At 36.6% G+C, this 25,187-nt stretch carries 23 protein-coding genes and 1 tRNA gene; 18 read left to right on the plus strand and 6 right to left on the minus strand.

The window, feature by feature from the left end:
- The 10 genes from BTM29_RS07090 (at position 1) to trpA (ending at position 8,908) form a co-directional block, all read left to right on the plus strand.
- A complete protein-coding gene (locus tag BTM29_RS07090) occupies positions 1 to 792 on the plus strand; it encodes a triphosphoribosyl-dephospho-CoA synthase (protein WP_076615344.1) in 792 nt (263 codons plus the stop codon).
- The gene (locus tag BTM29_RS07095) at positions 793 to 1,092 is read left to right on the plus strand and encodes a malonate decarboxylase subunit delta (protein WP_076615347.1); all 300 of its coding nucleotides are present in this window, start codon (positions 793 to 795) and stop codon (positions 1,090 to 1,092) included.
- Complete coding sequence (gene mdcD / locus BTM29_RS07100) at positions 1,082 to 2,746, plus strand: biotin-independent malonate decarboxylase subunit beta (protein ID WP_076615350.1); 1,665 nt, start codon at positions 1,082 to 1,084, stop codon at positions 2,744 to 2,746. The genes BTM29_RS07095 and mdcD overlap by 11 nt, the downstream gene beginning before the upstream one ends.
- Positions 2,734 to 3,372, plus strand: a complete 639-nt coding sequence (locus tag BTM29_RS07105) for a malonate decarboxylase holo-ACP synthase (RefSeq protein WP_076615354.1) — start codon at positions 2,734 to 2,736, stop codon at positions 3,370 to 3,372. Before mdcD ends, BTM29_RS07105 begins: the two co-directional genes overlap by 13 nt.
- A 39-nt stretch (positions 3,373 to 3,411) precedes the next feature.
- The gene (locus BTM29_RS07110) at positions 3,412 to 4,200 is read left to right on the plus strand and encodes an alpha/beta fold hydrolase (protein ID WP_076615358.1); all 789 of its coding nucleotides are present in this window, start codon (positions 3,412 to 3,414) and stop codon (positions 4,198 to 4,200) included.
- A gap of 419 nt (positions 4,201 to 4,619) precedes the next feature.
- Positions 4,620 to 5,639 (plus strand): anthranilate phosphoribosyltransferase, encoded by a 1,020-nt coding sequence (trpD, locus tag BTM29_RS07115; protein ID WP_076615362.1) that lies wholly within the window; start codon positions 4,620 to 4,622, stop codon positions 5,637 to 5,639.
- A complete protein-coding gene (gene trpC / locus BTM29_RS07120; protein WP_076615365.1) occupies positions 5,636 to 6,370 on the plus strand; it encodes an indole-3-glycerol phosphate synthase TrpC in 735 nt (244 codons plus the stop codon). Before trpD ends, trpC begins: the two co-directional genes overlap by 4 nt.
- 4 nt (positions 6,371 to 6,374) lie before the next feature.
- Complete coding sequence (locus BTM29_RS07125) at positions 6,375 to 6,941, plus strand: phosphoribosylanthranilate isomerase (protein ID WP_076615369.1); 567 nt, start codon at positions 6,375 to 6,377, stop codon at positions 6,939 to 6,941.
- A 13-nt stretch (positions 6,942 to 6,954) separates the two neighbouring features.
- Positions 6,955 to 8,163, plus strand: a complete 1,209-nt coding sequence (gene trpB, locus BTM29_RS07130; protein ID WP_120270371.1) for a tryptophan synthase subunit beta — start codon at positions 6,955 to 6,957, stop codon at positions 8,161 to 8,163.
- Positions 8,156 to 8,908 (plus strand): tryptophan synthase subunit alpha, encoded by a 753-nt coding sequence (trpA, locus tag BTM29_RS07135; protein ID WP_076615373.1) that lies wholly within the window; start codon positions 8,156 to 8,158, stop codon positions 8,906 to 8,908. Before trpB ends, trpA begins: the two co-directional genes overlap by 8 nt.
- Positions 8,909 to 9,081: 173 nt before the next feature.
- On the opposite strand, the gene BTM29_RS07140 is transcribed toward trpA, so the two are convergent.
- Positions 9,082 to 9,867 carry an SDR family oxidoreductase gene (locus BTM29_RS07140; RefSeq protein WP_076615377.1) on the minus strand — a complete coding sequence of 262 codons (786 nt, stop codon included), beginning with the start codon at positions 9,865 to 9,867 and terminating at the stop codon, positions 9,082 to 9,084.
- A gap of 138 nt (positions 9,868 to 10,005) precedes the next feature.
- Between BTM29_RS07140 and BTM29_RS07145 the strand changes: the two genes are divergently transcribed.
- Complete coding sequence (locus tag BTM29_RS07145) at positions 10,006 to 10,545, plus strand: TetR/AcrR family transcriptional regulator (RefSeq protein ID WP_076615380.1); 540 nt, start codon at positions 10,006 to 10,008, stop codon at positions 10,543 to 10,545.
- 101 nt (positions 10,546 to 10,646) lie between these two features.
- Here BTM29_RS07145 and BTM29_RS07150 read toward each other — a convergent pair whose 3' ends face one another.
- The 3 genes from BTM29_RS07150 to BTM29_RS07160 are packed head-to-tail and all read right to left on the minus strand — an operon-like array spanning position 10,647 to position 14,151.
- Entirely contained in the window at positions 10,647 to 11,129 is a 483-nt protein-coding gene (locus BTM29_RS07150; protein WP_076615384.1) for a PTS sugar transporter subunit IIA, read from the minus strand.
- A 12-nt stretch (positions 11,130 to 11,141) separates the two neighbouring features.
- Positions 11,142 to 12,521: a 6-phospho-alpha-glucosidase gene (locus BTM29_RS07155; protein WP_076615389.1), complete on the minus strand. Its 1,380-nt coding sequence runs from the start codon at positions 12,519 to 12,521 to the stop codon at positions 11,142 to 11,144.
- Positions 12,522 to 12,537: 16 nt separating this feature from the next.
- Positions 12,538 to 14,151 (minus strand): PTS transporter subunit EIIC, encoded by a 1,614-nt coding sequence (locus tag BTM29_RS07160; protein WP_076615394.1) that lies wholly within the window; start codon positions 14,149 to 14,151, stop codon positions 12,538 to 12,540.
- A 284-nt stretch (positions 14,152 to 14,435) separates the two neighbouring features.
- On the opposite strand from BTM29_RS07160, the gene BTM29_RS07165 reads away from it, so the two are divergent.
- On the plus strand, positions 14,436 to 16,103 hold the full coding sequence (locus BTM29_RS07165; protein ID WP_076615398.1) for an IS1182 family transposase: 1,668 nt from the start codon (positions 14,436 to 14,438) through the stop codon (positions 16,101 to 16,103).
- Here the strand turns inward: BTM29_RS07165 and BTM29_RS07170 are convergent.
- Both BTM29_RS07170 and BTM29_RS07175 read right to left on the minus strand, forming a co-directional pair.
- Positions 16,078 to 16,803, minus strand: a complete 726-nt coding sequence (locus BTM29_RS07170; protein ID WP_076615402.1) for a MurR/RpiR family transcriptional regulator — start codon at positions 16,801 to 16,803, stop codon at positions 16,078 to 16,080. The two genes, BTM29_RS07165 and BTM29_RS07170, sit on opposite strands and share 26 nt — an antisense overlap.
- 34 nt (positions 16,804 to 16,837) lie before the next feature.
- Positions 16,838 to 16,909: transfer RNA gene (locus BTM29_RS07175), tRNA-Arg, on the minus strand.
- 224 nt (positions 16,910 to 17,133) lie between these two features.
- Between BTM29_RS07175 and BTM29_RS07180 the strand changes: the two genes are divergently transcribed.
- From BTM29_RS07180 to BTM29_RS07205, 6 genes are all read left to right on the plus strand, one after another.
- Positions 17,134 to 18,174 carry a sugar-binding transcriptional regulator gene (locus BTM29_RS07180; RefSeq protein ID WP_076615405.1) on the plus strand — a complete coding sequence of 347 codons (1,041 nt, stop codon included), beginning with the start codon at positions 17,134 to 17,136 and terminating at the stop codon, positions 18,172 to 18,174.
- Positions 18,175 to 18,212: 38 nt separating this feature from the next.
- Positions 18,213 to 19,241, plus strand: a complete 1,029-nt coding sequence (gene gap / locus BTM29_RS07185; protein ID WP_076615409.1) for a type I glyceraldehyde-3-phosphate dehydrogenase — start codon at positions 18,213 to 18,215, stop codon at positions 19,239 to 19,241.
- Positions 19,242 to 19,361: 120 nt separating this feature from the next.
- Positions 19,362 to 20,576 (plus strand): phosphoglycerate kinase, encoded by a 1,215-nt coding sequence (locus BTM29_RS07190; protein ID WP_076615412.1) that lies wholly within the window; start codon positions 19,362 to 19,364, stop codon positions 20,574 to 20,576.
- Positions 20,577 to 20,596: 20 nt separating this feature from the next.
- A complete protein-coding gene (gene tpiA / locus BTM29_RS07195) occupies positions 20,597 to 21,349 on the plus strand; it encodes a triose-phosphate isomerase (protein WP_076615415.1) in 753 nt (250 codons plus the stop codon).
- Positions 21,350 to 21,432: 83 nt separating this feature from the next.
- The gene (eno, locus tag BTM29_RS07200; RefSeq protein ID WP_076615419.1) at positions 21,433 to 22,734 is read left to right on the plus strand and encodes a phosphopyruvate hydratase; all 1,302 of its coding nucleotides are present in this window, start codon (positions 21,433 to 21,435) and stop codon (positions 22,732 to 22,734) included.
- Between the two features lie 170 nt (positions 22,735 to 22,904).
- Positions 22,905 to 25,133, plus strand: a complete 2,229-nt coding sequence (locus BTM29_RS07205) for a lectin-like domain-containing protein (RefSeq protein WP_076615423.1) — start codon at positions 22,905 to 22,907, stop codon at positions 25,131 to 25,133.
- Positions 25,134 to 25,187 lie beyond the last annotated feature (54 nt).

Genomic DNA, 25,187 nt, shown 5'->3' on the forward strand with positions numbered 1-25,187 from the left:
ATGCAAATTAAAACATCTATTGCACAACTAGCAGTTGATGCTCTGAAGTGGGAAGTTAATTTTACTCCCAAACCTGGATTAGTAGATGCATTGTCTAATGGTTCACACGATGATATGGACCTTAGTTTGTTCTTGAAATCAGCCGATAGTTTGTTAGATGGTTTCCAAAAAATTTCAGATGTTAGTTTTAATCGAGAAATCGACGTTGCACTACGTGAAGATATCGGTGCAATCGGCAGACAAACAGAGTCTGATATGTTCCAAGCAACCGGTGGGATCAATACACATAAAGGTGCCATTTGGACAATGAGTTTGTTGATAAGTGCAGCTAGTTCTTTGCAGACAGGAGATCTGGAACAAATACTTTTGTCGGCACAAAAGTTAGCTAATTTACCAGATAAATATATTCCACAAACTGCTAAGAGAACTCATGGTATGGAAACTAAGAAAAAGTATGCTTTGTCAGGTGCTAAAGGTGAAGCCCAAGCAGGTTTCCCTAACATCAGAAAAGTTTTGAACTATGAACAAGATGTAGATGACTTGTGGATGCGTAGATTGATGTTGTTATATGGCAACGTTAACGATACTAATATTGTTTATCGCAGTAACTTAAAAGTTTTAGAAACATTACAAAGTATTTCAAAAGAGATATTTGAAAGTAACGTACCGGTAATTGAGAATGCAGAATTCATCGAACTGGAAAAGTTCGTCAATGAATACAATATTTCTCCAGGTGGTTGTGCAGATTTATTTGCAGCAAGTTATTTTTTAATTAATTTAGGAGAAGAATAAATGGAAAAATTACATTATAAATTTGAAACTAAAAATCCTATTAAAAAACCAATTCATATTGGTGTAGTTGCTTCAGGGGATCTTGAAGTAATCTTTCGTCCAACAGATTCAGACGAAACTGTCGTTAACATTGTGACTGGTAGTGATGGTTTTAAAGAAGTTTGGCAAAATGTTTTGGATAGATTCTTTGCAAGATATCCAATTCAAGCAGATATTGAAATAAATGACTTCGGCTCAACACCTGGTGTTGTAAACCTACGTTTAACACAAGCAATGGAGGCATTACAGGATGAAAAATAGTTTTGTTGAATTACATGCACGTGAACGTGCTGAGGCATTACTTGACGGAAAGGTCCGTGAGTTAGTTGGACCACTTGATAATATGATTTCACCACATCTAGAACCACAAGGTATCGTCCCTGAAAGTGACGATGGTGTTGTCTTGATGCGTGGTACTATCAATGGTAAAAACGCTTTGGTTATTTCTATTGAAGGTAAATTCCAAGGTGGTGGTATTGGTGAAGTTAGTGGTGCCAAGATCGTTGCTGCTTTAGAGAAGGCATTGGAAGATAATAAAGCTGGAAAGACTATCTATCCAGTTATCGTTCTTGATACTGGTGGTGTTCGTTTGCAAGAAGCTAATTATGGTTTGCTTTCAATTTCAGAGATCCATAACGCCGTTATTGCCTTGAAGAATTATGTTCCAGTTATTGGATTGGTTCCAGGACGTGTTGGTTCATTTGGTGGGATGTCTATTACTGCCTCGATTCTTTCTTACTTAATTGCTACTAAGAAAGCTAGAATCGCTTTGAATGGTCCAGAAGTTATTGAACAAGAAGCCGGTGTTCGTGAGTTTGATTCTAGTGATAAAGATTTGATCTGGAATACATTGGGTACAAAGCAAAGACTAGCAACTGGATTAGTTGATGAAGTCGTTGAAGATACAGTTGATGACATCAAGAAGTCAGTTTCAGAAGCTATTGATGAGAAGAAAGATGCTCATAGAACTGAACATGCTGACTTCTATCTTTCATTGTTAGATAAGCTTGATTTAACTAAGAAACTTGATATAAAGGAATATCGTAAACTTTATCCAGAAGTTAAAACACAAAAGCATGTTATTGCCGATGCAACTGAAAGTGACAAGCCAGGAACAAAGAGTCGTGGTCGTTTATGGTTTGAAAAACTTACAGGAATTAAGAACGCAAAGAGTTCTGTACCAACAGTTTTGCATGCTGAAAAAGACGGTAAGGAATATGTTGCCATTGTCCCAGATGCTGATAACAAGTTCCCACGTGTTCGTGATGGTGAAGTTGGTCTTGAAGAAGGATTTGCTGTTGCAAGTATCGTTAACAAAGTTGTCGCAGAAGATGCTGATAAGGATGTAAAACGTCCAATTATTATGGTTGTTGATGTTCCTAGTCAAGCTTATGGTTATCAAGAAGAATTGATTGGTATTCATGTTTCTCTTGGTTCAAGTGCTGCTGCATATGCTAAAGCACGTCAAGCAGGACATCCAGTTATTGCCTTTATTCCAGGGGATGCTGTATCTGGTGGATTCTTAGCACATGGTTTGCAATCAAATAGATTAATCGCTTTAGACGATACATCAATTACCATTCAAGCTATGTCAAAGGCTAGTGCCGCACGTATTACACAACGTACTATTGCTGAACTAGAAGAAGCCACAAAGCATGTTCCAGCTATGGCTTATGATATTGATAACTATGAAAAGCTTGGTGCCTTGTACAAACTAGTCAAGGGCATTGGTTCATATGATGCCAGTGATGAGAATGTTTCTAAGATCAAAGATATTATTGATGAGGCCATTAAGAGTACTGTTGGAAAGCCAGCAGACTTACATTTCCGTTATGAGACTCCTATCGCTGTAGAGAGTGGTCGTAAGGCAACAAACGCCGTTCGTAAAGCTGTTTTTGAACAATGGGACGTATAGAATTCTTACCTCATAATTTAATTAAAATTGATCCAAAGGGATTTTTAAGTGAAAATGAAATTCCTGATTGGGTTATTGATAGTTTGGAGAAGACTCCATTAGTAATAGTTCGTCGTGGTGAGATTATTGATAATAAGGTGCCAGTAGGTGTTAGAGGTGTTAAACGAGAACAAAGATTTGCTGGATTCATATTAATTGATTCAGTAATCGATGTGTTAACACCACAGTCTTTGGTAAATAATTCTTGGGATAAGTTATCTGAGGATAGGTTTGAATTACCAGCAATCAAGGCTTTAGATCAAGTCTCAAAAATACTAAAGGACTACAACTTTGGAATTGGTGGAAGTGTCGGTTTCGAGTTGGCAAGTGGACAAGCTACTGCTAAGATGACTAGTGACTTAGATTTAATTTGGTATGAGAGCACACGATTGTCTCATGAGGAAGCCTTTAAGTTATTGAAGAAGTTGAATCAGTTTGGAGTCCATGCTGATTTCCAAGTTGTTCATGGTCAAAAGGGATTTTCACTCGAAGAATTTGTTAATAGTTCAAGTGATACAATATTAGTTAAAACTGCCAATGGACCTATATTGTCAAATGATCCATGGTCAGAAATAGAGAAGGATTAAAAAATCTTGGATTAATATCCAAGATTTTTTTGGTAGATTATGAAATTTTTAACAGATGATAAAATTGAACTGGATTATAACATTTATGGGTCAGGTAAACCGGTCATACTTATTGCTGGATTTGGTGGTTATCAAGAGATATGGCAACTACAAGTAAAATATTTACTTGATATGAATTATCAGGTGATAACTTATGATCATAGGAATCATGGTGCTTCACAACGTACTGACTCACAATTAAATATGGCAAGATTAATTACGGATCTACATGAATTAATTGAATTTTTAAAGCTGGATAAGCCACTTTTAGTTGGTCATTCAATGGGAGCTAGTGTTTGTTACGGATATTTATCAAGATATGACAACGTTGCTGGCGTCATGGGAGTTGATCAGACTACTAAGATGCTGAATGATTCTATTTGGCATTATGGTTTTATGGATATTAATCAAAGCAATTATAAAGAGAAAACCACTAATGTTAATGTTCATGAGACATTGCATGGTTTAGACAAGCGGGTAATTACTAAGTTAAATGACGCTAAGAATAAATATCCATTCAATCGAGTTAGTAATTTGCCACTGCTATATGATCATGTTACTAAGGATTGGACCAAAGCTGTTGAGACTAGTAGTCATCCAGTGATGATTTTGGCTGCTAAAGATAGTCCTTATTACAACTCTGGTTTTGCTAAGGTGGTTGCTGATTTAAGTGAGAATGTGACATTTTCTGTGATGGATAATTCAGGTCACGACATTATGGCTGAAGTACCTGATCAGTTCAATCAGTTGTTACGACATTTTGTATTATCTAATCAACGCTATCAGTGAGAAACACTAATTAAATTAAAATTTTTCAAATCTTTTTATTGACAAACACCTCAAATAGTCTTATTGTCTGTATCAACAAAACAAATTCGTCCATAAACCGTTGAGATGGAGATCAAGACTATTGTGCATGTAAAGAGAGTTTCCGTTGGTGAGAGTGCAATCAAACGCAGATAGTTAAATGGACCATCGAGGGTTCTCTCAAAAATTTTTAACTGAATCAGTACAGAGAAACGTCAGGCATACGTAAGTTGTCGGAAGGGTGATTGCCCTTTGCTAAGAGTAATGGATTGTAGTGTTATTTGTTATACACTACCAGTCTATTAAAATAAGGTGGCACCGCGGAAATTCCGTCCTTAAACTTTTAATTAAGTTTATGGGCGGATTTTTTTTGTGATCAAATTGAAGCGGAGGAACCAAAAATGATTGAAAATGCTATTAAAGAATTAGTTAACGGAAAGAATCTAACTTTTAAAGAAACGAATCAAGTAATTGACGAGATCATGAGTGGGGAAACAAGTGATATTCAAATTTCGAGTTTCCTAACAGCCTTGTCGATTAGAAAAGAAACAGTTGAAGAAATAGCTGGTGCAGCTAATGCAATGCGTGCCCATGCCTTAGAGTTTGAAGCTGATGAACCAGTACTTGAAATTGTCGGAACTGGTGGTGATCATTCGAATTCATTCAATATTTCAACGACTTCAGCATTAGTAGTTTCAGCAACCGGGATTCCAGTTGCTAAGCATGGTAATCGTGCTGCATCTTCGAAAAGCGGTGCCGCAGATGTACTTGAAGCATTAGGTATCCAAATCAATATTGATCCTAAGCAAAGTGAGTCAGTATTGAACAAAATAGGTATTTGTTTTCTTTATGCACAGGAATATCACAGGGCAATGAAGTATGTTGCTCCAATCAGAAAAGAGCTTGGAATTAGAACGTTATTCAATATACTTGGACCACTAGCCAATCCAGCCCATGCCACATCACAATTATTAGGAGTATACGATGAAGAATTAGTCGTTTCCATGGCCGAGGTTTTGAGAAAACTTGGTGTCAAAAATGTCACAGTCATTCATGGTCAAGATGGATTCGACGAGGTTTCAGCCTCTGCCTCAACTACCGTGGCAGAAATCAAAAATGGCGAGATTAATAAATATGAAATAACCCCAGAAGAATTTGGAATTAAGCGTTGTAAAAAAGATGAAGTTATCGGTGGAACTCCGATTGAGAATGCACAAATTACTAGAGATATTTTAAATGGAAAAGTTGGTGCCAAACGAGATATTGTTCTGATGAATGCAGGAGTTGCTATTCATACTGCTAATCCATCACTAAGTATTGCTAAAGGAATTGAAATGGCAAGACAAGTTATTGACGACGGATCAGCCAAAAGAAAATTGGAAGAATTCATTAATCTAACTCAAGTTGGCATGGTCGCATGATCTTAGATGATCTGGTTGAATCCACCAAGAAGAGGATTGCTGATGAGAAGAGCAATAATAATATTCAAGAAATTATAGATAAGTTTTTAAAGTCAAAAATGGGATTCATTGGTGAAGTAAAGCATGCATCTCCATCAAAAGGTGAAATCGTTAAAGACTTCCCGTATATACAAATTGCAAAAGAATATTCAAATGCCGGAATTGATGCCATTTCAGTATTGACTGAACCCACGTACTTCCAAGGTAAATTAGAATATTTATCTGATATAGCAAAGAATGTTGATGTACCGGTATTGAGAAAGGACTTTGTGATCGATCCATATATGATTTATCAAGCCAAGTTTGCTGGCGCAAAAATAATTTTGTTGATCGTTTCAATTTTGACTCCAGAAAAGTTGAAACAATTCCAAAATTTGGCTAATGAATTGGATCTAGCAGCTATTGTGGAAGTCCATTCAACAGAAGAATTACAAATCGCCTTAGATTCTGGTGCAAGAATCATTGGAGTCAATAATCGTAATTTAAAAGATTTCACGGTTGATTTGAATAATAGCTTGAAATTACGGCCATTGGTTCCATCTCAAATACCGTTTATTGCTGAAAGTGGCATCAAGACGGTTGAAGATATTAAGTTATTAAAAGCAGCGAATATCAATGAAGTATTGATCGGCGAGACTTTTATGAAGGCCGAAGACAAGTCATTGATTATTAGAGAATTCAAAGAAGCATGATAGTATGACAAAAATTAAAATATGTGGATTGATGACTATAGAAGATATTGATGCAGTGAATCAAGCCAAGCCTGATTTTGCAGGATTCATTTTTGCAGGTGGCAGACATCATATCGACTTAGATCAAGCAATTAAATTAAGAGAACATTTGGATCCACGAATAATCAGTGTTGGAGTGTTCGTTGACGCTCCAATCGAGGAAATACTTAAGGCCGTGAATAGTGGGGCAATATCAATTGTCCAACTCCATGGCAATGAGTCAGAAGAGGTAGTTGATTATTTGCATGATAAGAATATAAAGGTTATCCAAGTATTTAACCCCACCGATGAAAAGTTCAATACTGGCGCTGACTACACAATGTTAGATAGTGATAGTGGTGAAATATTGGATTGGAAGAATTTGTTGATAATTCCGGATATTTTAGCTGGATCAATTAATTCAGCTAATGTTGATAAAGCAATTAAGATAGTAAAACCCAAAATAATCGATGTTTCGCGTGGTGTTGAAACTAACGGAAAAAAAGATATTAACAAGATAAGACAAATCGTAAACGAAGTACATAATTCTTAAGGAGTGTTCAACTATGAAAGAAATGCAAAAAAAGAGTCAAGAGTCTCATTATTATGGTGAATTTGGAGGACAATTCATTCCTGAAACTTTAATGACGGCACTAAATGCAGTATCTAAGGCGTATGACAAATACAAAGATGATCCAGACTTTTTAGATGAATTTCATACGTTATTAAGAGATTACGCTAATCGACCATCGCTTCTATATTATGCAAAGAATATGACAGAGGACTTAGGCGGTGCCAAGATTTATTTTAAACGAGAGGATTTGAATCACACTGGCGCTCACAAAATTAATAATGTTATTGGACAAGCATTGATTGCCAAACGTATGGGGAAGACTAGATTGATTGCTGAAACAGGTGCTGGACAACATGGAGTCGCTACAGCAACTATTGCCGCATTGTTTGGGATGGAATGTGAAATCTATATGGGAAAAATAGACACAGAACGCCAAAAACTCAATGTCTATCGTATGGAATTACTTGGTGCAAAGGTCCATCCAGTTACAAGTGGTTCAATGGTTCTAAAAGATGCTGTTAATGCAGCCTTACAAGCATGGACTAAGCGAATCGATGATACGTTTTACGTTATGGGTTCTGCTGTAGGGCCATACCCATATCCAGAAATGGTACATGACTTTCAAAGTGTCATAAGTAAAGAGTCTAAACAACAAATCTTGGCTGATGAAGGAAGACTTCCTGATGCAATAGTAGCCTGTGTCGGTGGTGGAAGTAACGCAATCGGGAGTTTTGCCCAATATATTGATGATAAAAATGTTGAGTTAATTGGCTGTGAAGCTGCAGGTAAAGGTGTTGATACTGACCAAACTGCTGCTACGATCGAACGTGGGTCGACTGGTATATTTCACGGGATGAAATCACTCTTTCTACAAGATAAAGATGGGCAGATCGATAAGGTATATTCGATCTCTGCAGGTCTCGACTATCCCGGTGTTGGTCCAGAACACGCTCATCTAGCTATTACTAAACGTGCTAAATACGTGGGTATAACAGACGATGAAGCTGTCGATGCTTTTGAATATATTGCCAAAACAGAAGGAATAATCGCTGCAATCGAGAGTTGTCATGCAGTGGCCTACGTTAGGAAACTAGCTCCAACTATGTCAAAGGACAAAATAATTATCTGTACATTATCTGGTCGTGGTGATAAAGATGTTGCCGCAATTGCAAAATATAGGGGGAAAGATATCGATGAATAAATTAGAAGAAGTATTTAAAAATAAAAAAGCTTTCATTCCATTCGTTGTAGCAGATGATCCTAATTTTGATGAAACGGTGGCTAACGTTTTAACATTAGCCGATAATGGCGCTGATATTATTGAATTGGGTATTCCTTTTTCTGATCCGGTAGCCGATGGTCCAATTATCCAAAAAGCTGATCTTCGTGCGTTCAGTGCTGGAGTTAATACAGATGTTGTTTTTGATATTGTTGAAAAAATTCGAGAATCAACACAGGTACCGATTATTTTTCTTACCTATACTAATATTGTTTATAAGTATGGTTATGAAAACTTCTGTCGTAAATGTTCAGAGTTAAACATCAGCGGATTAGTGATCCCGGATCTGCCATTAGAGGAACAAGATGAATTACGTGAAATTAGTGATTCATATGATATTTCATTGATTCAATTGATTGCACCAACATCTGGGAAACGTGTTGCTAAAATTGCCTCTCAGGCCAAAGGCTTCATTTATATGGTATCTTCAATAGGCGTTACCGGGAAAAGAGAAGATTTTTCCAATGAATTAGGAAGTACTATAGAAGAGATTAGAAAAGTTACGAATGTTCCGATTGCCATTGGATTTGGGATCCATTCAGTTCAACAGGCCAAAGACCTGTCACAAATCGCCGACGGAATTATTATTGGTAGTGCTGTTGTTGAGGTAATTAATAAAGGTGAGAATTTAGCTAAATATTCTCAGTTGATCAGTTCAGCTATTTAAGAGTGTGAAAATGCACGGGTAATTTCCGAGCATTAACGAAAATAATTTCGGTATTCACGAAAGTGAATGTCGAAATTATTTTTGTTAGGCGGAAGAAATTGTGCATTTTCACACGTTTTCACTGCACGTTTGAGTACAAAAAGAGTTATGTCTCAGACTATTTTTGGTTACATTTATTTATTTAGGAAGGCTGTCAATGTTTGTTTCCCCCAAGTATGTGTGATTAGATTGGGTGTAACTTTCATTAGTTGACGTAATAACTTTGTGAATCCAACGTCAATTTGTGGCTTGTTTTTCTCCATTCCTTTAATACCAGCATCTACCAATTTTGATAGTGGAGAACTTATTATTTTGGTTAGAACGGCATTGTCATATTGGGTCGTTAGATTAGTTTCGGTCACTAATGGTGGAAGAAGTTCGACTATGTGAATATTTGCACCGCTAAAACGGACTTGTTCTCTTAAAGCAACGGTATACATATGTATACCTGCTTTTGTAGCTGAATAAATAGGTGAGTCAGAAACTGGTAATAGTGAAAGTAGCGAGCTGATATTGACTATCATTGATTCATTTTGCTTCCTTAAAATAGGTAGTAATGACTTTGTAATGTATATTGTTCCATTCAAGTTTGTTTGGATTTCAGCTGTTAATTCAGTTATAGGTAGATTTTCGTCGAATAAATCATATTGACGCATGATCCCTGCTGAGTTTAGGACTATGTTGAGGTCTGGAAAGTCCTTTTTTATTTTATCAGTCAATATTTGGACATCCAAAGGGTCACTGATATCGGCAGCTATACCACTTAGTTTTGGATGCTCATTCAATAATTTATCAATTTTCTTTTGAGATCTTCCAACGATTATTACGTTGTTATTCATATTCATTAGCCTTAACGCGAATGATAAACCGATCCCAGATGTTCCACCAGTTACTAAAATAGTATTGTTATTAAGCTTCATAGTTATCCTCTTTTTCAATGAATTTATTTTCTAAGTGAGGTAACTATAATTCATTTAGTTACAAAAGTCAATAAAAGTAACCAAAGCTGTTTTGTGATAGAATTGATTTAATAAATCAAATTCAAAGAGAGATTACGAATGAATAAAATAACTAATGAGAAGATAATTGAAACAGCAGAGGAACTTTTAAAAAATAATTCAGACGTAACACTGTACGATATAGGTAAAGAATTAAATATCACTCATGCAGCACTGTATAAGCATTTTAAAAATAAAGATGAGTTGTGGACAGCTGTATTGATACATTGGTTTGACACTGAAATCTTTAATAAAATAGAAGTACATATGGAATATAAAGAACCAAAATTGATACTTAAGAATTGGATATGGCAGTTTATTAATGCAAAGAAGAATGTTTATAACATTAATAAAAGAATGTTTATTTTGAATACACAATATATCGATAATAGGCCGATAGTTTTGAGAGAAGTCCTTGAGAGTTCTTATGCAACTATTAATAATATAATGGGGTATGAAGATAACGACTATAAAACTGCTGAAGCCATTATGTCAGTATTCTCAGTATTTATAATCCCGAGTTTTGCGGAAACATGGAATTTGCCAGATTATGAGGAACGCTTTGAGAATATTTGGAATTTGATTGCTGGTGGAATTTAATCAAAAAAGTTTCTGTCAAAAAAATGATAGAAACTTTTTTGTTTTATATTGAAATATAAATATTACAAAAAAAGCATCCCAGATTTGGAATGCTCATTATTCTAATTTAAAATTATATCTGCAACGTCTTCTGAAATATTTGTATTACCTGATTTGGGATTAAATTCTTTGATTTTTTCTGAGGAATTAGTAAATAATGTCATAACCACGGGATCTTTTTTTGCTTCTTGGATTTGTTCTATATCCATAGAAGCTATAGGTTGTCCAGCTTTTACAATTGCTCCATTTGTTACTTCCATTTTAAATGGGGAGCCATTGAGTTCAACGGTATCAATTCCTAGATGAAGGATTACTTCCAAACCATTTTTTGTTGTGATTCCTAGTGCATGCTTGGTATCTGCAATCATCCCAATGGTTCCGTCTACAGGACTAACTATTTGACCATCGTTAGGAATTATTGCAATTCCATCACCCATCATTTTTTGAGCGAATACCTCATCACTAACGCTTTCTAAAGGAATTATTTTACCAGAAACAGGGGCTTTTATTGCTATTTTTTTTGAGGATTTAAATAGTTTTATCATTATGGATTCTCCTTAAACTGGTTCTTCTTCACCGACTTCAGAAATAAGTCCGTATTTTTTGTCGGGGCGCTTTAGTTCTGGCCAAAATTCTTTGTTTGCTTCAACTAAGTCATCAAGTAATTCTTTTGCCACTTGTGCACTTGGAACAGTCTTTGAAAGGGACAAGGCTTGCCAAAGCTTTTGATAGTCATGTTCAATCCATGCTTGAACGGCAAGTTTTTCTACTGTTACTTGTTCGTACATCATTCCACGTTGGAACATTGGAATATTTCCTTGAGCTAGTGGTTCAGGGCCATCATTACCGACAATGCAAGGAACTTCAACCATGGCATCATCATCAAAATTCGAAATTGCTCCATTGTTAGGGACAATTAGAAGCATACGTTCATGGGTATTGAATGCTATGGCACGTGCCAAATCAACGATGAAAGATGCGTGACTGTCAATATTAAATTCACCAACCGATGAGGTTCCGGCATCAACTATACGTTTGGCAGCGGAGAATACATTTTTTTCTCGTCCGTCCATAACTTCATTTGCTCTAGTATAATTAGGATCTGACTCTTCAACTACATAGTCTGGATATAGATAATATTTTAAATAAGTGTTAGGTAAGAATCTTGGATCAATGGCCAATAGGTCTTTAGCTTTTTTGTGTGTCGCTTGCCAACTGGCGTCCATATGTTGAGTATCAACTTCAACTTTTGTTAAATAACCATGTTCAGCTACATAATCTCTAATTTCTGGAAGGTATTCGTGTCCTTTGTGATCTTTTACGCTTGTCCACCAACCAAAATGATTCAGGCCAAAATATTTAACTTCTAGGTCTTCAGGTGTTAATCCAACAATTTGTGACATTCGTCTAAGTGTACCAACTGGCATATCACAAATATTAAGGATTTTTGAATTTGGTCGAAGTACACGACATGCTTCGGCAACTATCGCTGCTGGATTAGAGTAATTCAACATCCATGCATTAGGAGAATATTTTTCCATAAAATCAATTAATTCAACAATATCACCGATACTTCTCATACCATAAGCAATTCCACCAGGACCACATGTTTCTTGCCCAACAACGTTGTGTGCCAATGGTATTTTTTCATCTAATTCTCTCATACGGTATTTACCTGATCTAATATGAGCAAAGACAAAGTCAACATTAGTGAATGCTTTTTCAGGATCAGTCGTATATTCGAATTCAATTTGTGGAGCTTTTTCAGTTAGAACAATTTTTAGTGCTCTTCCAAGCTTAGCCTGTCTTTCCTCATCATTATCATAAAGTTTCAATGAATCAATTGGGAAACGATCCATATTATCTAGTAACATCATTACAATTCCTGGAGTAAAAGTACTTCCGCCACCTGCGATTAAAATTGAATGTTTTTTCATGATTAAATTTCTCCCTTTATTCTATTTCTGCATCCATATCTGAGATTCCAAGTGCTTCGTCAACAGCTTTTCTGACTGCAGTGACTGTTAGACCATAAACTACATGTACGTTTTTTCCCTTAATTATCAAACCGCTTGCTCCGGTATCATTTTTTAGAGTTGCTTCATCAACCAAGGAAGGGTCTTTCAAAACGGTTCTTAGTCTTGTATAACAATTTGTGACACTTTCAATATTTTCTTCACCACCCAAGGCTTCAATAATTAAGCTGGCTGGTATACCTTCATTTGCTTTTGGTAGAGTTTTCTTTTCAGAACTATTATCTTTTTCTTTGTAGTCTTTTTTAGAATATAATTTAACATCCTTAGTATCATCTTCGCGTCCAACCGTTTTAAGATTGAAGGCAGTTATCAGGACTCTAAATGTAATATAGTAAATAAAGAAGAATACTATACCTACCACTATGTACATTGGCCAATGTGTTTTTGATACTCCTAAAGGTACATTGTATAGAAGAAAATCTAAGAATCCATTTGGTCCAATTGCTCTGACGTTCAGTAGGTTTAGTACCACCATACTCAATCCTGACAATGCTGCGTGCACAACAAAGAGTAATGGGGCAAGAAACATAAATGAAAATTCAATTGGTTCTGTAACACCAGCTAAAAATGAGGTTACTACTGCCGGAATTAAGATGGCCTTAACTTTCATTTTGTTTTCTGGTTTTGCAGTTTGGTACATGGCCAAGCATGCGCCAATTAATCCAAACATTTTAGAAATTCCTCTGGCATCCCATATAACGGAACGTGATAGGAGATGAATTGAGGGATCTGCCATTTCAGCGTAATAAATATTCCTAGCGCCTTCATATACATGTCCGGCAATAGTTTCTGTTCCACCAAGTGATGTATATAAAAATGGAGTATAAATCAAATGATGTAGTCCGGTTGGAATGAGTAATCTTTCTAGTGAACCATATAAGAACAATCCAAAATTACCAGACTGTCTAATAAAACCACCCATGCCTGAAATACCAGATTGAATGAATGGCCAAACATATGTTAGAGCAATTGCTAGAATTACAGTTACTGGAATAATAACGATAAAAACAAATCTTGACCCACCATATATTTGAAAGGCACTTTTGAATTCTGTGTCAACAAATCGATTGTGAACGATACCGACAATGATTCCTAAAATGATTCCTAGGAAAACGCCCATATCTAAAATTTGAACACCAAGAACCATTGTTTGACCAGTTCCTTGTAAATCTTTAGATGTGTTCAATAGATTGTTCAAATCCATAAATTTATTCATTGCATTAATAAATACTAGAAAAGCTAGTAGTGCCGTGAAGCCAGCTTCAGCTTTCTTTTTCTTAGCCAATCCAACTGCTAATCCAACACAGAAGATTATTCCAAGATTAGTTAAAATTGAAACTAAGGATCCTGACAGAATAGCTCCAAATCCAGTTGTTATAGGATTGTTTAGAAATGGAACTGCCTCTAAAAGTTTTACGTTTGTAAAAATATTTCCAATTGCAATTAAGATACCAGCTATTGGAAGTATAAGAACGGGAATAAACATTGCTTTTGAAAAATGTTGTAGCCCATTCATAACTTTTTCTTTCATAATAAGTAACATCTCCTTTACTTGAGTTCATAAGTGAGTATATACAAAAACAAGCTCCATGAAAACGCTTTTATAAAGTTTGGAAACAGGTTACTGAACAATAAAACTTGTTTCGTAGAAAATAAAGAGCTTGTGACATAACTCTACATTAAAAGAGCCTTCATACAGAAACGTTCGGTTTCCGTATGAAGGCTCTTCTTGTATAATAAAAGAATAATAAAAAAAGAGCACCGGTCCGAACACCGATACTCCACGAAATCACCCTCGAAAGGATGTTCCAAATTATGTTCAATAATTATAACATAAATCAGACAAGTTTAAATATGGCAATCGAATTTATTCCAGAGAAAGATCACGAAGCGTATTATATCAATGAATTAGTGGAATCTATTGAGTTTCACGATAGTTATGAGACAGGACGTCCGCGTGAATATGATTTGCGGGCCGTCCTAAAATTAGTACTATTTTCATATCTTAGAGGTCGCTACACTTGTCGCCAAATTGAGCGAGAAGCTCGCGAGAATATCTATGCACGTTGGTTGACTCAAGAACACGTTCCTTCATATCGCACAATTGCACGCTTTATAGTTTCCGACGAAGCTATGGAGATGATTCAATCAAGTTTTGAATCTATGCGTAGCTTTTTAGTTGAACATAACTTGATTGACGATTGTGTATTTATTGATGGGACCAAGATTTTGGCGAATGCCAATAAATATTCGTTTGTCTGGAAGAAGAAAATCATTCATTATGATGATTTAAACCGCGAAAAAGCTGAAGTCATTCTAAATGAAATAAAAGAAGTTGAAACCACTGCCTTTTCAGAATCATTACCCATGGACTATGATAATTTAGATTTGACTATTGCTAAGTTAGAAGAACGAATTGAACAATTGGATTTAAAAGTAGAAGAAACCAAGAAAATCTCTCCTAACCCTGCGAAGCGGGTGCGGAGAATAATGAAATCCAAGTTAAACAAGACAAAACATATCAGTGAGAAGCATGATAAATATTCAGAAGATATGAAGATTTTTGGTGAACGTAATAGCTTTTCAAAAACTGACCATGACGCTACATTCATGCGAGTCAAAGAAGACCCAATGCAAAACGGACAACTGAAACCTGGATATAACCTACAGATTGCCACTAGTAATCAATTTACCTTGGATTATGATCTGTTCTGGAATCCAACCGATACTCGTACCTTGATTCCATTCCTCAAAACTCTGGAGACCCACCGAGTTTTAGGACGTTTCATAGTGGCTGATGCAGGATATGGTTCAGAATCTAACTACAGATATATTGAAGATGAATTACTAGACCAAACTTCCTTGATTCCTTACGGTACGATGCTCAAGGAAAATAGTCGTAAATGGAAATCAGATGAAAAGAAAGTTCTAAACTGGGACTACCATGATATCGATGATTATTACATTGATCCCAACGGTGTTAGATTCAACTTTCTAAGAGTTACTATTAGAACCGATAAATATAAATTTAAAAGACAGTTTCGTTGTTATAAAGCCGAATCAAAAGATGAGAATCAAGAAATAATTGATGCGGCATTTAATAAAAGTGGAGGTGTCAGATATATTTATATTAATTCTGAATGGGAATATTTCAAAGCACATGAACGAGAGAAGCTTTATGGTAAAGTTGGGGCAAAAATATATGCCCAACGAAAAATCGATGTAGAACCGGTTTTTGGACACCTTAAGGCTTATTTGCATTTTACCAGGTTCACGGTTCGTGGAACTGATAAAGTCAAAAGCCAAATGGGATTAGCCTTAATGGCAATGAATATGGGAAAACTAGCCAAAAGAATGGCTTTTTCTTTAAAAAACAAAAGGACCAGAACAGGAAATCTTCGGATTTCCAAGTTCTGGTCTTATTTTTTATGGAGTTTTGTCACAAGCTCTTTATTTATCAAAGCCGTTCATAGAGGCCTATGATATGTTCGAATAGTAATAATATATTGGGGAAAAAGTCATTTGAAAATTGATTATAGTCATCCAAAGGGTAGTCATCTTTGCATGTTATAGGAAGATTTGAAATATAGTTAATTGAGCTTTCTTTATTACCAGTGATACTAATAACTTTAATATCCTCGTCCTGTGCCATTTTGACCTTATCTAAAACTTGTTTTGTTTCGCCAGATTTAGAGATTACGATCAGTAATCCAATGTTATTTAAATTGTTTTCAAATACTCCAATGGAATCACCACCGGTAGATATTAAACATTTTTTACCTAGAATCAATAGCTTTTTATAAAAATATTCGGCCACTGTTGAAGAGAACCCAGTAGCATATATATAGATAAATTTTTCCTCTTGTTCAGAAATTAATTTGGCAAATTTTTTAAATGAAACTTCAGTAGTGTCCACCACTATACTATTGATGTCAGTAGATGGTTGTTTTATAGGTGTGTCTTTCATAATATATTCCGCAATTCGATAGTGCATTTCAACAAATCCGGAATATCCCAATTTTTGTGCTAATCTCATCACAGTTGAGGTAGAAGTGTAGTTTGCTTTGGCGACTCCACGGACGCCTAAGTCCAGCACAGTGTTATTATTATCTAGTAAGAATTGTAGAACTTGTCTTTCATTTGAAGAAAGTTTATCGCTATTCTTAAACTTAGAGATGTTCATAAGACTGCCTCCAATAAAATTTTAGATAAAAAAATGCGCCACGTGGGAATCGAACCCACATCCCAGGAACCGGAATCCTATGTGCGATCCATTACACTAGCGGCGCAATTACGCTTACAATTCTATCGCAAGTGTATAGTAAATGTAAATTGCAAAAAAAAATTCACAAAGATAGATGTTTTTAGGTGATATTACTTGAAATAATCACAGGACCAGTTATAATAATCAGTGTGCTTAGGAGATTAATGGTTCGACTGAGCTATTATTTTTTGAGTATATGGGTCGTAAACAGACATACAGGGACGACACATGTCCCATGGAGTATATCAAATGACTAATAATGAAGATTTAGAATTGCTTGATTTAATTGCCCCAGACTTCATTAAAACTGTGGAAAAGCGATTTATGATTCTTCAGAACATACTATTAATGGAACCTGTGGGACGCAGAACTCTTGCTGATGATTTGAACGTTACAGAACGAAGCCTTCGAACAGAGACTGATTTACTTAGGAAACAAGGTTTGATTATTTCCTCTAAGTCAGGGATGTCTCTTACTAGAAATGGTAGACATGTAACAGATCATCTGGGAAAAATGCTAGCTGATTACCAAGGAGTTGCTCTTTTAGAGAAACAACTTAGTCAGAAGTTAGGAATCTCTCGTTGTATAGTTTTACCGGGTAATTCCGATAAGCAAGCACGTGTGATTGATTCATTTGGTAGACGATTGAGTCAATTACTTGGATCAATTCTTCCAACTGGTGAAGCGTTAATATCGGTAACCGGTGGAAGAACGATGGCAAGAGTTGCAAGAAACTTTTCACCAGACTTATCCAAGAATAGAAAATTAATTTTCCTACCTGCTAGAGGTGGAGTGGGAGAATCGGTTGAAATTCAAGCGAATAATGTCTGCGCTGAAATGGCGGATAGAACTAAGGGTCAGTACCGGGCTATGTATCTTCCAGAAGATATTAGTGAAGAAAGTTTTGAATCTCTTCAAAAAGAGACTTCAATTAAGTCGGTACTTGATTTAATATATAGGAGTGATGTTGTTGTTCACAGCATCGGTTCAGCAAGTATCATGGCTGATCGTAGAAACTTGTCACGAGAAGAAAAGATGGACATCGTAGAAAAAGGTGCTGTTTCTGAAGCTTTTGGAGATTTCTTCGATCAAAGTGGTAGACTTGTATATAAGGTACCTAGGATTGGACTTCATGTCCGGGACCTTGATAGAATTAAGTATGTGATTGCGGTTGCTGGTGGGTCAAATAAGGCCAACGCAATTCAATCATATATGAAAAACGCACCTGCTCATACAGTACTCATTACTGATGAAGGTGCCTCAAAACTGATTTTAAGGGCTAACCCTTAAAAATATATTTTTTAATTTCCTGAAGGAGGAATTTTTGTATGACTACAAAAGTTGGTATTAATGGATTTGGACGTATCGGTCGTTTGGCATTCCGTCGCATTGCTGATCTTCAAGCACAAGGCAAGACTGAATTGGAAGTTGTTGCAATCAACGATTTGACATCACCTGCTATGCTTGCACATTTATTGAAGTATGATACAGCTCATGGTAACTTCAAGGCTGACAAGATCAGTGCTACAGAAAACTCAATCGTCGTTGACGGTAAGACTATTCCTGTATATGCTGAAATGAACGCTGCAGACCTTAAATGGGTTGGCAACGACGGTGTTGACATCGTTCTTGAATGTACTGGATTCTACACATCAACAGAAAAAGCACAAGCTCATATCGATGCTGGTGCAAAACGTGTATTGATCTCAGCTCCATCAGGTGACATGCCTACAGTTGTTTATGGTGTTAACGACGATGTTCTTACAAATGACGTTAAGATCGCTTCAGCTGGTTCATGTACAACAAACTGTCTTGCACCATTAGCTAATGCCGTAAACAAAGAATTCGGTATCAAAGCTGGTACAATGACAACAGTTCACGCATACACAGCTACACAAAAACTTCAAGATGGTCCAGAACGTAAAGGTAATGTTCGTGCTGCACGTGCTGCTGCTGCTAACATCATCCCTCATTCAACTGGTGCTGCTAAGGCTCTTGGCCTTGTTGTCCCAGAACTTAAGGGTAAACTTGATGGACATGCACAACGTGTACCAGTTATCACAGGTTCACTTACAGAATTAGTTGCTACTTTCAACAAAGAAGTTACAGTTGACGAAGTAAATGCTGCCGTTAAGAAATATACTGACAATAACCCTTCATTCGGTTACAACGATGACGAAATCGTATCATCAGACATTATCGGAACATCATTTGGTTCAGTATTTGACCCAACACAAACACAAGTTGTTGGTTCAGGTGCCGGCCAAGTTGTAAAGACTGTTGCTTGGTATGACAACGAATCAGGATTTACTGCACAAATGGTTCGTACACTTGAAAAATTTGCTACATTAAACTAATTCATTAGTTTAACTAGTAACTAATTTAAGATAAAACCTAATTTAGTATGATTTAAATTGGCGGAGGGAGGAAACTCCTTCCGCTTTTTTTTAAGGAAAATATTGGAGGATTTATTTACAATGACTAAACTTATTGTTTCTGACGTTGACGTAAAAGGCAAAAAAGTCTTAATGCGTGTAGATTTCAACGTTCCTATTAAAGATGGCGTTGTCGGCGATACAAACCGTATCGTTGGTGCTATCCCAACAATCAAATATGTATCAGAAAATGGCGGAAAGGTTATCTTGCTATCTCACTTGGGTAGAATTAAGAGTGATGCAGACAAGTTAGCTTTATCATTGAAGCCAGTTGCTGCTAAACTTCAAGAGTTAAGTGGTATGTCTGTTAAGTTCGTACCAACTAACGAAGGTAAAGAACTTGAAGATGCTATCAACGAATTAAAAGATGGCGAAATTCTTCTTATGGAAAACACTCGTTTCCAAGATATCGACAACGACTTTGGTAAACGTGAAAGTAAGAATGATCCAAAACTTGGTGAATACTGGGCATCACTTGGTGACGTATTTATCAACGATGCTTTTGGTACAGCTCACAGAAGCCATGCCTCAAACGTTGGTATCTCAACAGCTATGAAAGCTGCTGGCAAACCAGTTGCTGCTGGATATTTGATGGAAAAAGAAATCAAATTCTTAGGTAACGCTGTTGATAATCCTGTACACCCATTTGTTACAATTCTTGGTGGTGCAAAGGTTTCAGATAAGATCGGTGTTATTGAACATCTAATTCCAAAATCAGATCACATTATTATCGGTGGTGGTATGGCATATACATTCTTGGCCGCTCAAGGTCACAAGATTGGTAAGTCACTATTCGAAGCAGATAAAGTTGAACTAGCTAAGGACCTCCTTCAAAAAGCTGGCGACAAGATTGTACTTCCTGTAGATCACATTATTGCTAAAGAATTCTCAAACGATGCTGAAGCAACAACTACTGATGGTGTTGATATTCCTGATGACGAAATGGCTCTTGATATCGGACCTAAGACAGTTAAGTTATTCCAAGACACTCTAAAAGGTGCCAAGACTGTTGTATGGAATGGACCAATGGGTGCATTCGAAATGAGCAAGTTTGCTGAAGGTACACTAGAAGTTGGACGTGCTATGGGTAACTTATCAGATGCTATTACTATTGTTGGTGGTGGTGATTCAACTGCTGCTGCTAAGAGCCTTGGTATTGCTGATAAATTAACACACATCTCAACTGGTGGTGGTGCCTCACTAGAATATCTAGAAGGTAAAGTATTACCAGGAATTGACTCAATTTCTGACAAATAATTTAAGGAGAGTTTAAATTTATGCGTACACCTATTATTGCGGGTAACTGGAAGATGAACAAAAATCCTAAAGAAACCCAAGAATTTTTAGACGGTATCAAAGGTAAATTACCAGAATCAGGCGTAGAAACTATTATTGGTGCCCCAGCCATTGATCTTACAACACTTGTTGCAGGAGCAGAAGGTACACCATTAAAGACTGCTGCTGAAAACTCATACTTTGAAGAATCTGGTGCATTTACTGGTGAAACTTCACCTAAGGCTCTTGATGAAATGGGCATTGATTATGTAATCATTGGTCACTCAGAAAGACGTCAATACTTCGGTGAAACTGACGAAGATATCAATAAGAAAGCACATGCTATCTTAAAAAACAACATGCTACCTATCATCTGCTGTGGTGAAACACTAGAACAACGTGAAGCCGGAAAAGCTGAATCATGGGTAACAGGTCAAATCGAAGCAGCCGTTAAGGGTGTTTCAGCTTCTGACTTAGCAAAATCAGTTATCGCTTACGAACCAATCTGGGCCATCGGTACTGGTAAAACAGCTACTTCAGATCAAGCACAAGAAATGGTTCACGTAATCCGTGAAAAGATTGCTAGCTTATACGATGCTGACACTGCTGATAAAGTACGTATTCTTTACGGTGGTTCAGTTAAACCTGCTAACGTTAAAGAATTAATGTCTAAAGAAGATATTGATGGTGGACTTGTTGGTGGAGCATCAATGGAGCCAGAATCATTTATCGCTTTAGCTAATTTCAATAAATAATAACTTTGTGTTATATATTTATTTTAATAGTTAAAAAGGTTAAAATTAACTTGTAATAAAATCATAAAGGAGATTTTTAAAATATGTCTGTAATTACTGATATTTTAGGTCGTGAAGTTCTTGATTCACGTGGTAACCCAACTGTTGAAGTTGAACTATATACTGAATTAGGCGGCTTTGGCCGTGGAATTGTTCCATCAGGTGCTTCAACTGGTGAACACGAAGCTGTTGAATTGCGTGATGGCGACAAGTCACGTTTTGGTGGCAAGGGTGTTCTTAAAGCAGTTGCTAACGTTAACGACAAGATTGCTAAAAAGATTGTTGGTATGGACGTTACTGATCAAAGAGGAATCGACCAAGCAATGATCGACCTTGATGGTACAGAAAACAAAGGTAACCTTGGTGCCAATGCTATCTTAGGTGTATCACTAGCTGCTGCACGTGCTGCTGCTGATGAATTAGGTCTTCCATTGTACGAATACCTTGGTGGTCCTAATGCTCACGTACTTCCAACACCAATGATGAACGTTATCAATGGTGGTAAGCATGCTGATAACAACGTTGACTTCCAAGAATTCATGATTGTACCTGTTGGTGCAAAGTCAGTTCATGAAGCCGTACGTATGGGTTCAGAAACTTTCCAAGCACTTAAATCAATTCTTAAAGATCGTGGTTTGAATACTGCTGTTGGTGATGAAGGTGGATTTGCTCCTGACCTTGAAAACAACGAAGCACCATTCAAGATCTTGGTTGAAGCTATTGAAAAAGCTGGTTACAAGCCTGGCGACGATGTTGCTATTGGTTTTGACTGTGCCTCATCAGAATTCTACAACACAGAAACTGGTAAGTACGATCTTAAGGGTGAAGGCGAAAATGGTGCCAGCTTAACAACTGACGAATTTATCGACTTGCTTGACGGAATCGTTGAAAAGTACCCAGTTATTACAATCGAAGACCCACTTGACGAAAACAACTGGGAAGATTGGCAAAAAGTTACAAAGGCTCTTGGTAAGAAAGTACAACTTGTTGGTGATGACTTGTTCGTTACAAATACAGACTACTTGAAGAAGGGTATTGATATGGGAGTATCAAACTCAATCCTTATCAAGCTTAACCAAATCGGTACACTTACAGAAACATTTGAAGCTATCGAAATGGCTAAAGAAGCTGGATTCACTGCTGTTGTTTCTCACCGTTCAGGTGAAACAGAAGATACAACAATTGCTGATCTTGTTGTTGCTACAAATGCTGGTCAAATTAAGACTGGTTCAATGAGCCGTACAGATCGTATTGCTAAGTATAACCAATTGATGAGAATCGAAGATCAACTTGGCGAACAAGCAGAATACAAGGGTATTCACAGTTTCTACAACTTAAACAAGTAATTCATATTTTAAATTGAGACAATCCTTTAGGGTTGTCTTTTTTTATTTCAAATTGTATAAAATGATATTTCATAATTTGAATTATAATATCTTGTACATCAGTTATAATATATTTAATTTAAATTATTAATAATAATTTACTCTATTTTGATCGCACAGGAGAAATCACTATGAGATTACAAGTAAATAAAAGAATTATTTTATATGTAAATTTGATTATATTTAGTTTCTTTGCAATCGTAACTGGTTTGTCCACGATAGATAGCAAGGCAGCAAGTGCTACTGATGATGACTATGATGCCGCGATAAGTAGTGCTCCACAAGGGTTGGATTTAGAAGATATCTTTGTTCCGGGAACTTTCAAGGATAATGTTTCGACTGTTATTGAGGTTAATAATTCTCAAGTTACAGATACAGATGCAGTTAGATTGACGTATGCCAAGAATCAATTGGGTGCAATCTGGTCCACTGATAGTAACTATTTTGATTTGAATAAGGACCAAACAATGTCCATGTGGATGTATTTTGGTGGGACCAAGAATCCCGGTGATGGAATGGCTTTTGTTCTACAAAATGATGACAATGGAACGGGTGCCATATCAACATTTACTTCTAAGAATATTATCGGTCAGACCACAAAAACTCCGGCTGGTGGTGAAACATTGGGAGTTTGGGCAGCTGATCAGGATGGTAGTTTGAAGGATACTGAGAAATTTGCGACGACTGCCATTCAAAATAGTTGGGCACTTGAATTTGATACTTATATTAATGATAGTGATAATTATGCAGCAGCTGGTAGTGCAAGTGCTTTTGATGTTCAGATTTCTGATGCAGGACAACATATTGCGGCCAATTATCCTGGTGATGCAGCCAGTTACTATACCGCTACTAAGAATTATGATTTTACCGGGTTAATAAAGAAATATATTAACTATATGAACCATGGTGGCCTGATCCCTAATGTAGATTTGGCTAATGGGACATGGCATCATCTGACGATGAACTGGGATTCAACGACTAAGGTGATGACTTATAACTTTGATGACATCAATCCGGATGGATCGGATAATCCTGATGCCTTGATGAATAGCTTTACAATTGATACTGATGTATTCGCTTCTACTAATGGACAAGTTCGCTGGGGGTTTACTGGTGCAACAGGTAGTAAGTATGAGAATAACTTAGTTATATTTGAGTCAATTCCAGACTTAGTTAATGCCACGGTAACGCCGTCAATTTATGATGTGACACAAGATAGAGAAATTGCTGATGGTGATTCAATTATTTCCAAGGATGAACTAGAGGTTTCGTACAATCTTGATTACGAAAATGGTAGAAGAGATTGGAAAGATATCGTAGCCAAGATCAAGTTGCCTGGTATTGCGCCTGATCCAGATGATACTAGTAATGATATTGAGAATATAATCTATGATGATACGGCAACTATCACTTATGCTGATGGAGCGTCTGAGACGTTCTCGATTGAAGGGATGACTGAAAATGAAGTCCAATATACGCTAGCGGAGACTCTTTCAGACACAAATCAGAGTGCAACTATTGAATTCACTGGTAATGCAATTGCAGTTAATCGTGATACTGAGATAGGTGAGGAGACATCTACTTTTTCATCTACTAACTTTATTACCCATGTGAATACGCCAAGTTTCACGATTCAATCGGATAAAAGTATTACGATTGCACTTTTGAGTGGTTCAAAACAAACCGTCCAATCAGGAGAAGATGCTAATCTGACGGGTGTTATTTTATACGCCGGTGGAGATGCAGACATTACTAACTCTAGATTTACGGTTAATACAGAATTAAATGGTGAAGTTTTGGATACGGTACAGATGGACGATAATGAAGAAACCGGGATTTTTAAGATCAATATTCCAGCAGGGATATTAAAACCAGGTGACAACGATCTGGATATTTATATAACGGATGAAGTCGGGACAAAGTCCAATGTTGTATCGGCAACTATCACTGTGGCTGGGTATTTGAGCTTTAAAGATGTGTCAGACAGTGTATCGTTTAATCCAATTCATTATATTGGAGAAGCTGGAGTTATCGGTAGAAATGATGATTGGAGCTTGTCAGTCAACGATGCCAGGAATGCTGGATCACAATGGAAAGTTATTGCATCGTCAACTACTATGACTAATGGGTCAGATACTTTACAAGGTGGATTGATATATACTGATGGAAACTCGGTTACTTCGATAGTTAACAATCCAGTTATGATTGCTAGTTATACGGATCAAAATGACGGCGATGAAGTGACTGATATTATAGGCAATTGGAATGATGATGAAGGGATTCTTTTAAGGACTAGTAGTAGTGAGAAGGGCGGAACATATACTGGAACGATAAAATGGGAATTATATGACAGTATTTAATGCTTGCTGACTGTCTTTTTCAATAAGGGTTTGGTAAAGTGAAGGTATTAATAC

Source organism: Companilactobacillus allii, assembly GCF_001971585.1.
GTDB classification, from domain to species: Bacteria; Bacillota; Bacilli; order Lactobacillales; family Lactobacillaceae; genus Companilactobacillus; species Companilactobacillus allii.

Bases quoted from the DNA above. Each gene is read 5' to 3' on its own strand.
- BTM29_RS07170 (WP_076615402.1), bottom strand. From the start codon at position 16,803: ATGAACATCTCTAAGTTTAAGAATAGCGATAAACTTTCTTCAAATGAA.
- trpC (WP_076615365.1), top strand. From the start codon at position 5,636: ATGATCTTAGATGATCTGGTTGAATCCACCAAGAAGAGGATTGCTGAT.
- BTM29_RS07190 (WP_076615412.1), top strand. From the start codon at position 19,362: ATGACTAAACTTATTGTTTCTGACGTTGACGTAAAAGGCAAAAAAGTC.
- BTM29_RS07110 (WP_076615358.1), top strand. From the start codon at position 3,412: ATGAAATTTTTAACAGATGATAAAATTGAACTGGATTATAACATTTAT.
- BTM29_RS07155 (WP_076615389.1), bottom strand. From the start codon at position 12,521: ATGAAAAAACATTCAATTTTAATCGCAGGTGGCGGAAGTACTTTTACT.
- trpB (WP_120270371.1), top strand. From the start codon at position 6,955: ATGAAAGAAATGCAAAAAAAGAGTCAAGAGTCTCATTATTATGGTGAA.
- BTM29_RS07180 (WP_076615405.1), top strand. From the start codon at position 17,134: ATGACTAATAATGAAGATTTAGAATTGCTTGATTTAATTGCCCCAGAC.
- BTM29_RS07165 (WP_076615398.1), top strand. From the start codon at position 14,436: ATGTTCAATAATTATAACATAAATCAGACAAGTTTAAATATGGCAATC.
- BTM29_RS07150 (WP_076615384.1), bottom strand. From the start codon at position 11,129: ATGATAAAACTATTTAAATCCTCAAAAAAAATAGCAATAAAAGCCCCT.
- BTM29_RS07125 (WP_076615369.1), top strand. From the start codon at position 6,375: ATGACAAAAATTAAAATATGTGGATTGATGACTATAGAAGATATTGAT.
- BTM29_RS07160 (WP_076615394.1), bottom strand. From the start codon at position 14,151: ATGAAAGAAAAAGTTATGAATGGGCTACAACATTTTTCAAAAGCAATG.
- trpD (WP_076615362.1), top strand. From the start codon at position 4,620: ATGATTGAAAATGCTATTAAAGAATTAGTTAACGGAAAGAATCTAACT.
- trpA (WP_076615373.1), top strand. From the start codon at position 8,156: ATGAATAAATTAGAAGAAGTATTTAAAAATAAAAAAGCTTTCATTCCA.
- BTM29_RS07105 (WP_076615354.1), top strand. From the start codon at position 2,734: ATGGGACGTATAGAATTCTTACCTCATAATTTAATTAAAATTGATCCA.
- gap (WP_076615409.1), top strand. From the start codon at position 18,213: ATGACTACAAAAGTTGGTATTAATGGATTTGGACGTATCGGTCGTTTG.
- tpiA (WP_076615415.1), top strand. From the start codon at position 20,597: ATGCGTACACCTATTATTGCGGGTAACTGGAAGATGAACAAAAATCCT.
- BTM29_RS07140 (WP_076615377.1), bottom strand. From the start codon at position 9,867: ATGAAGCTTAATAACAATACTATTTTAGTAACTGGTGGAACATCTGGG.
- BTM29_RS07205 (WP_076615423.1), top strand. From the start codon at position 22,905: ATGAGATTACAAGTAAATAAAAGAATTATTTTATATGTAAATTTGATT.
- mdcD (WP_076615350.1), top strand. From the start codon at position 1,082: ATGAAAAATAGTTTTGTTGAATTACATGCACGTGAACGTGCTGAGGCA.
- BTM29_RS07090 (WP_076615344.1), top strand. From the start codon at position 1: ATGCAAATTAAAACATCTATTGCACAACTAGCAGTTGATGCTCTGAAG.
- eno (WP_076615419.1), top strand. From the start codon at position 21,433: ATGTCTGTAATTACTGATATTTTAGGTCGTGAAGTTCTTGATTCACGT.
- BTM29_RS07095 (WP_076615347.1), top strand. From the start codon at position 793: ATGGAAAAATTACATTATAAATTTGAAACTAAAAATCCTATTAAAAAA.
- BTM29_RS07145 (WP_076615380.1), top strand. From the start codon at position 10,006: ATGAATAAAATAACTAATGAGAAGATAATTGAAACAGCAGAGGAACTT.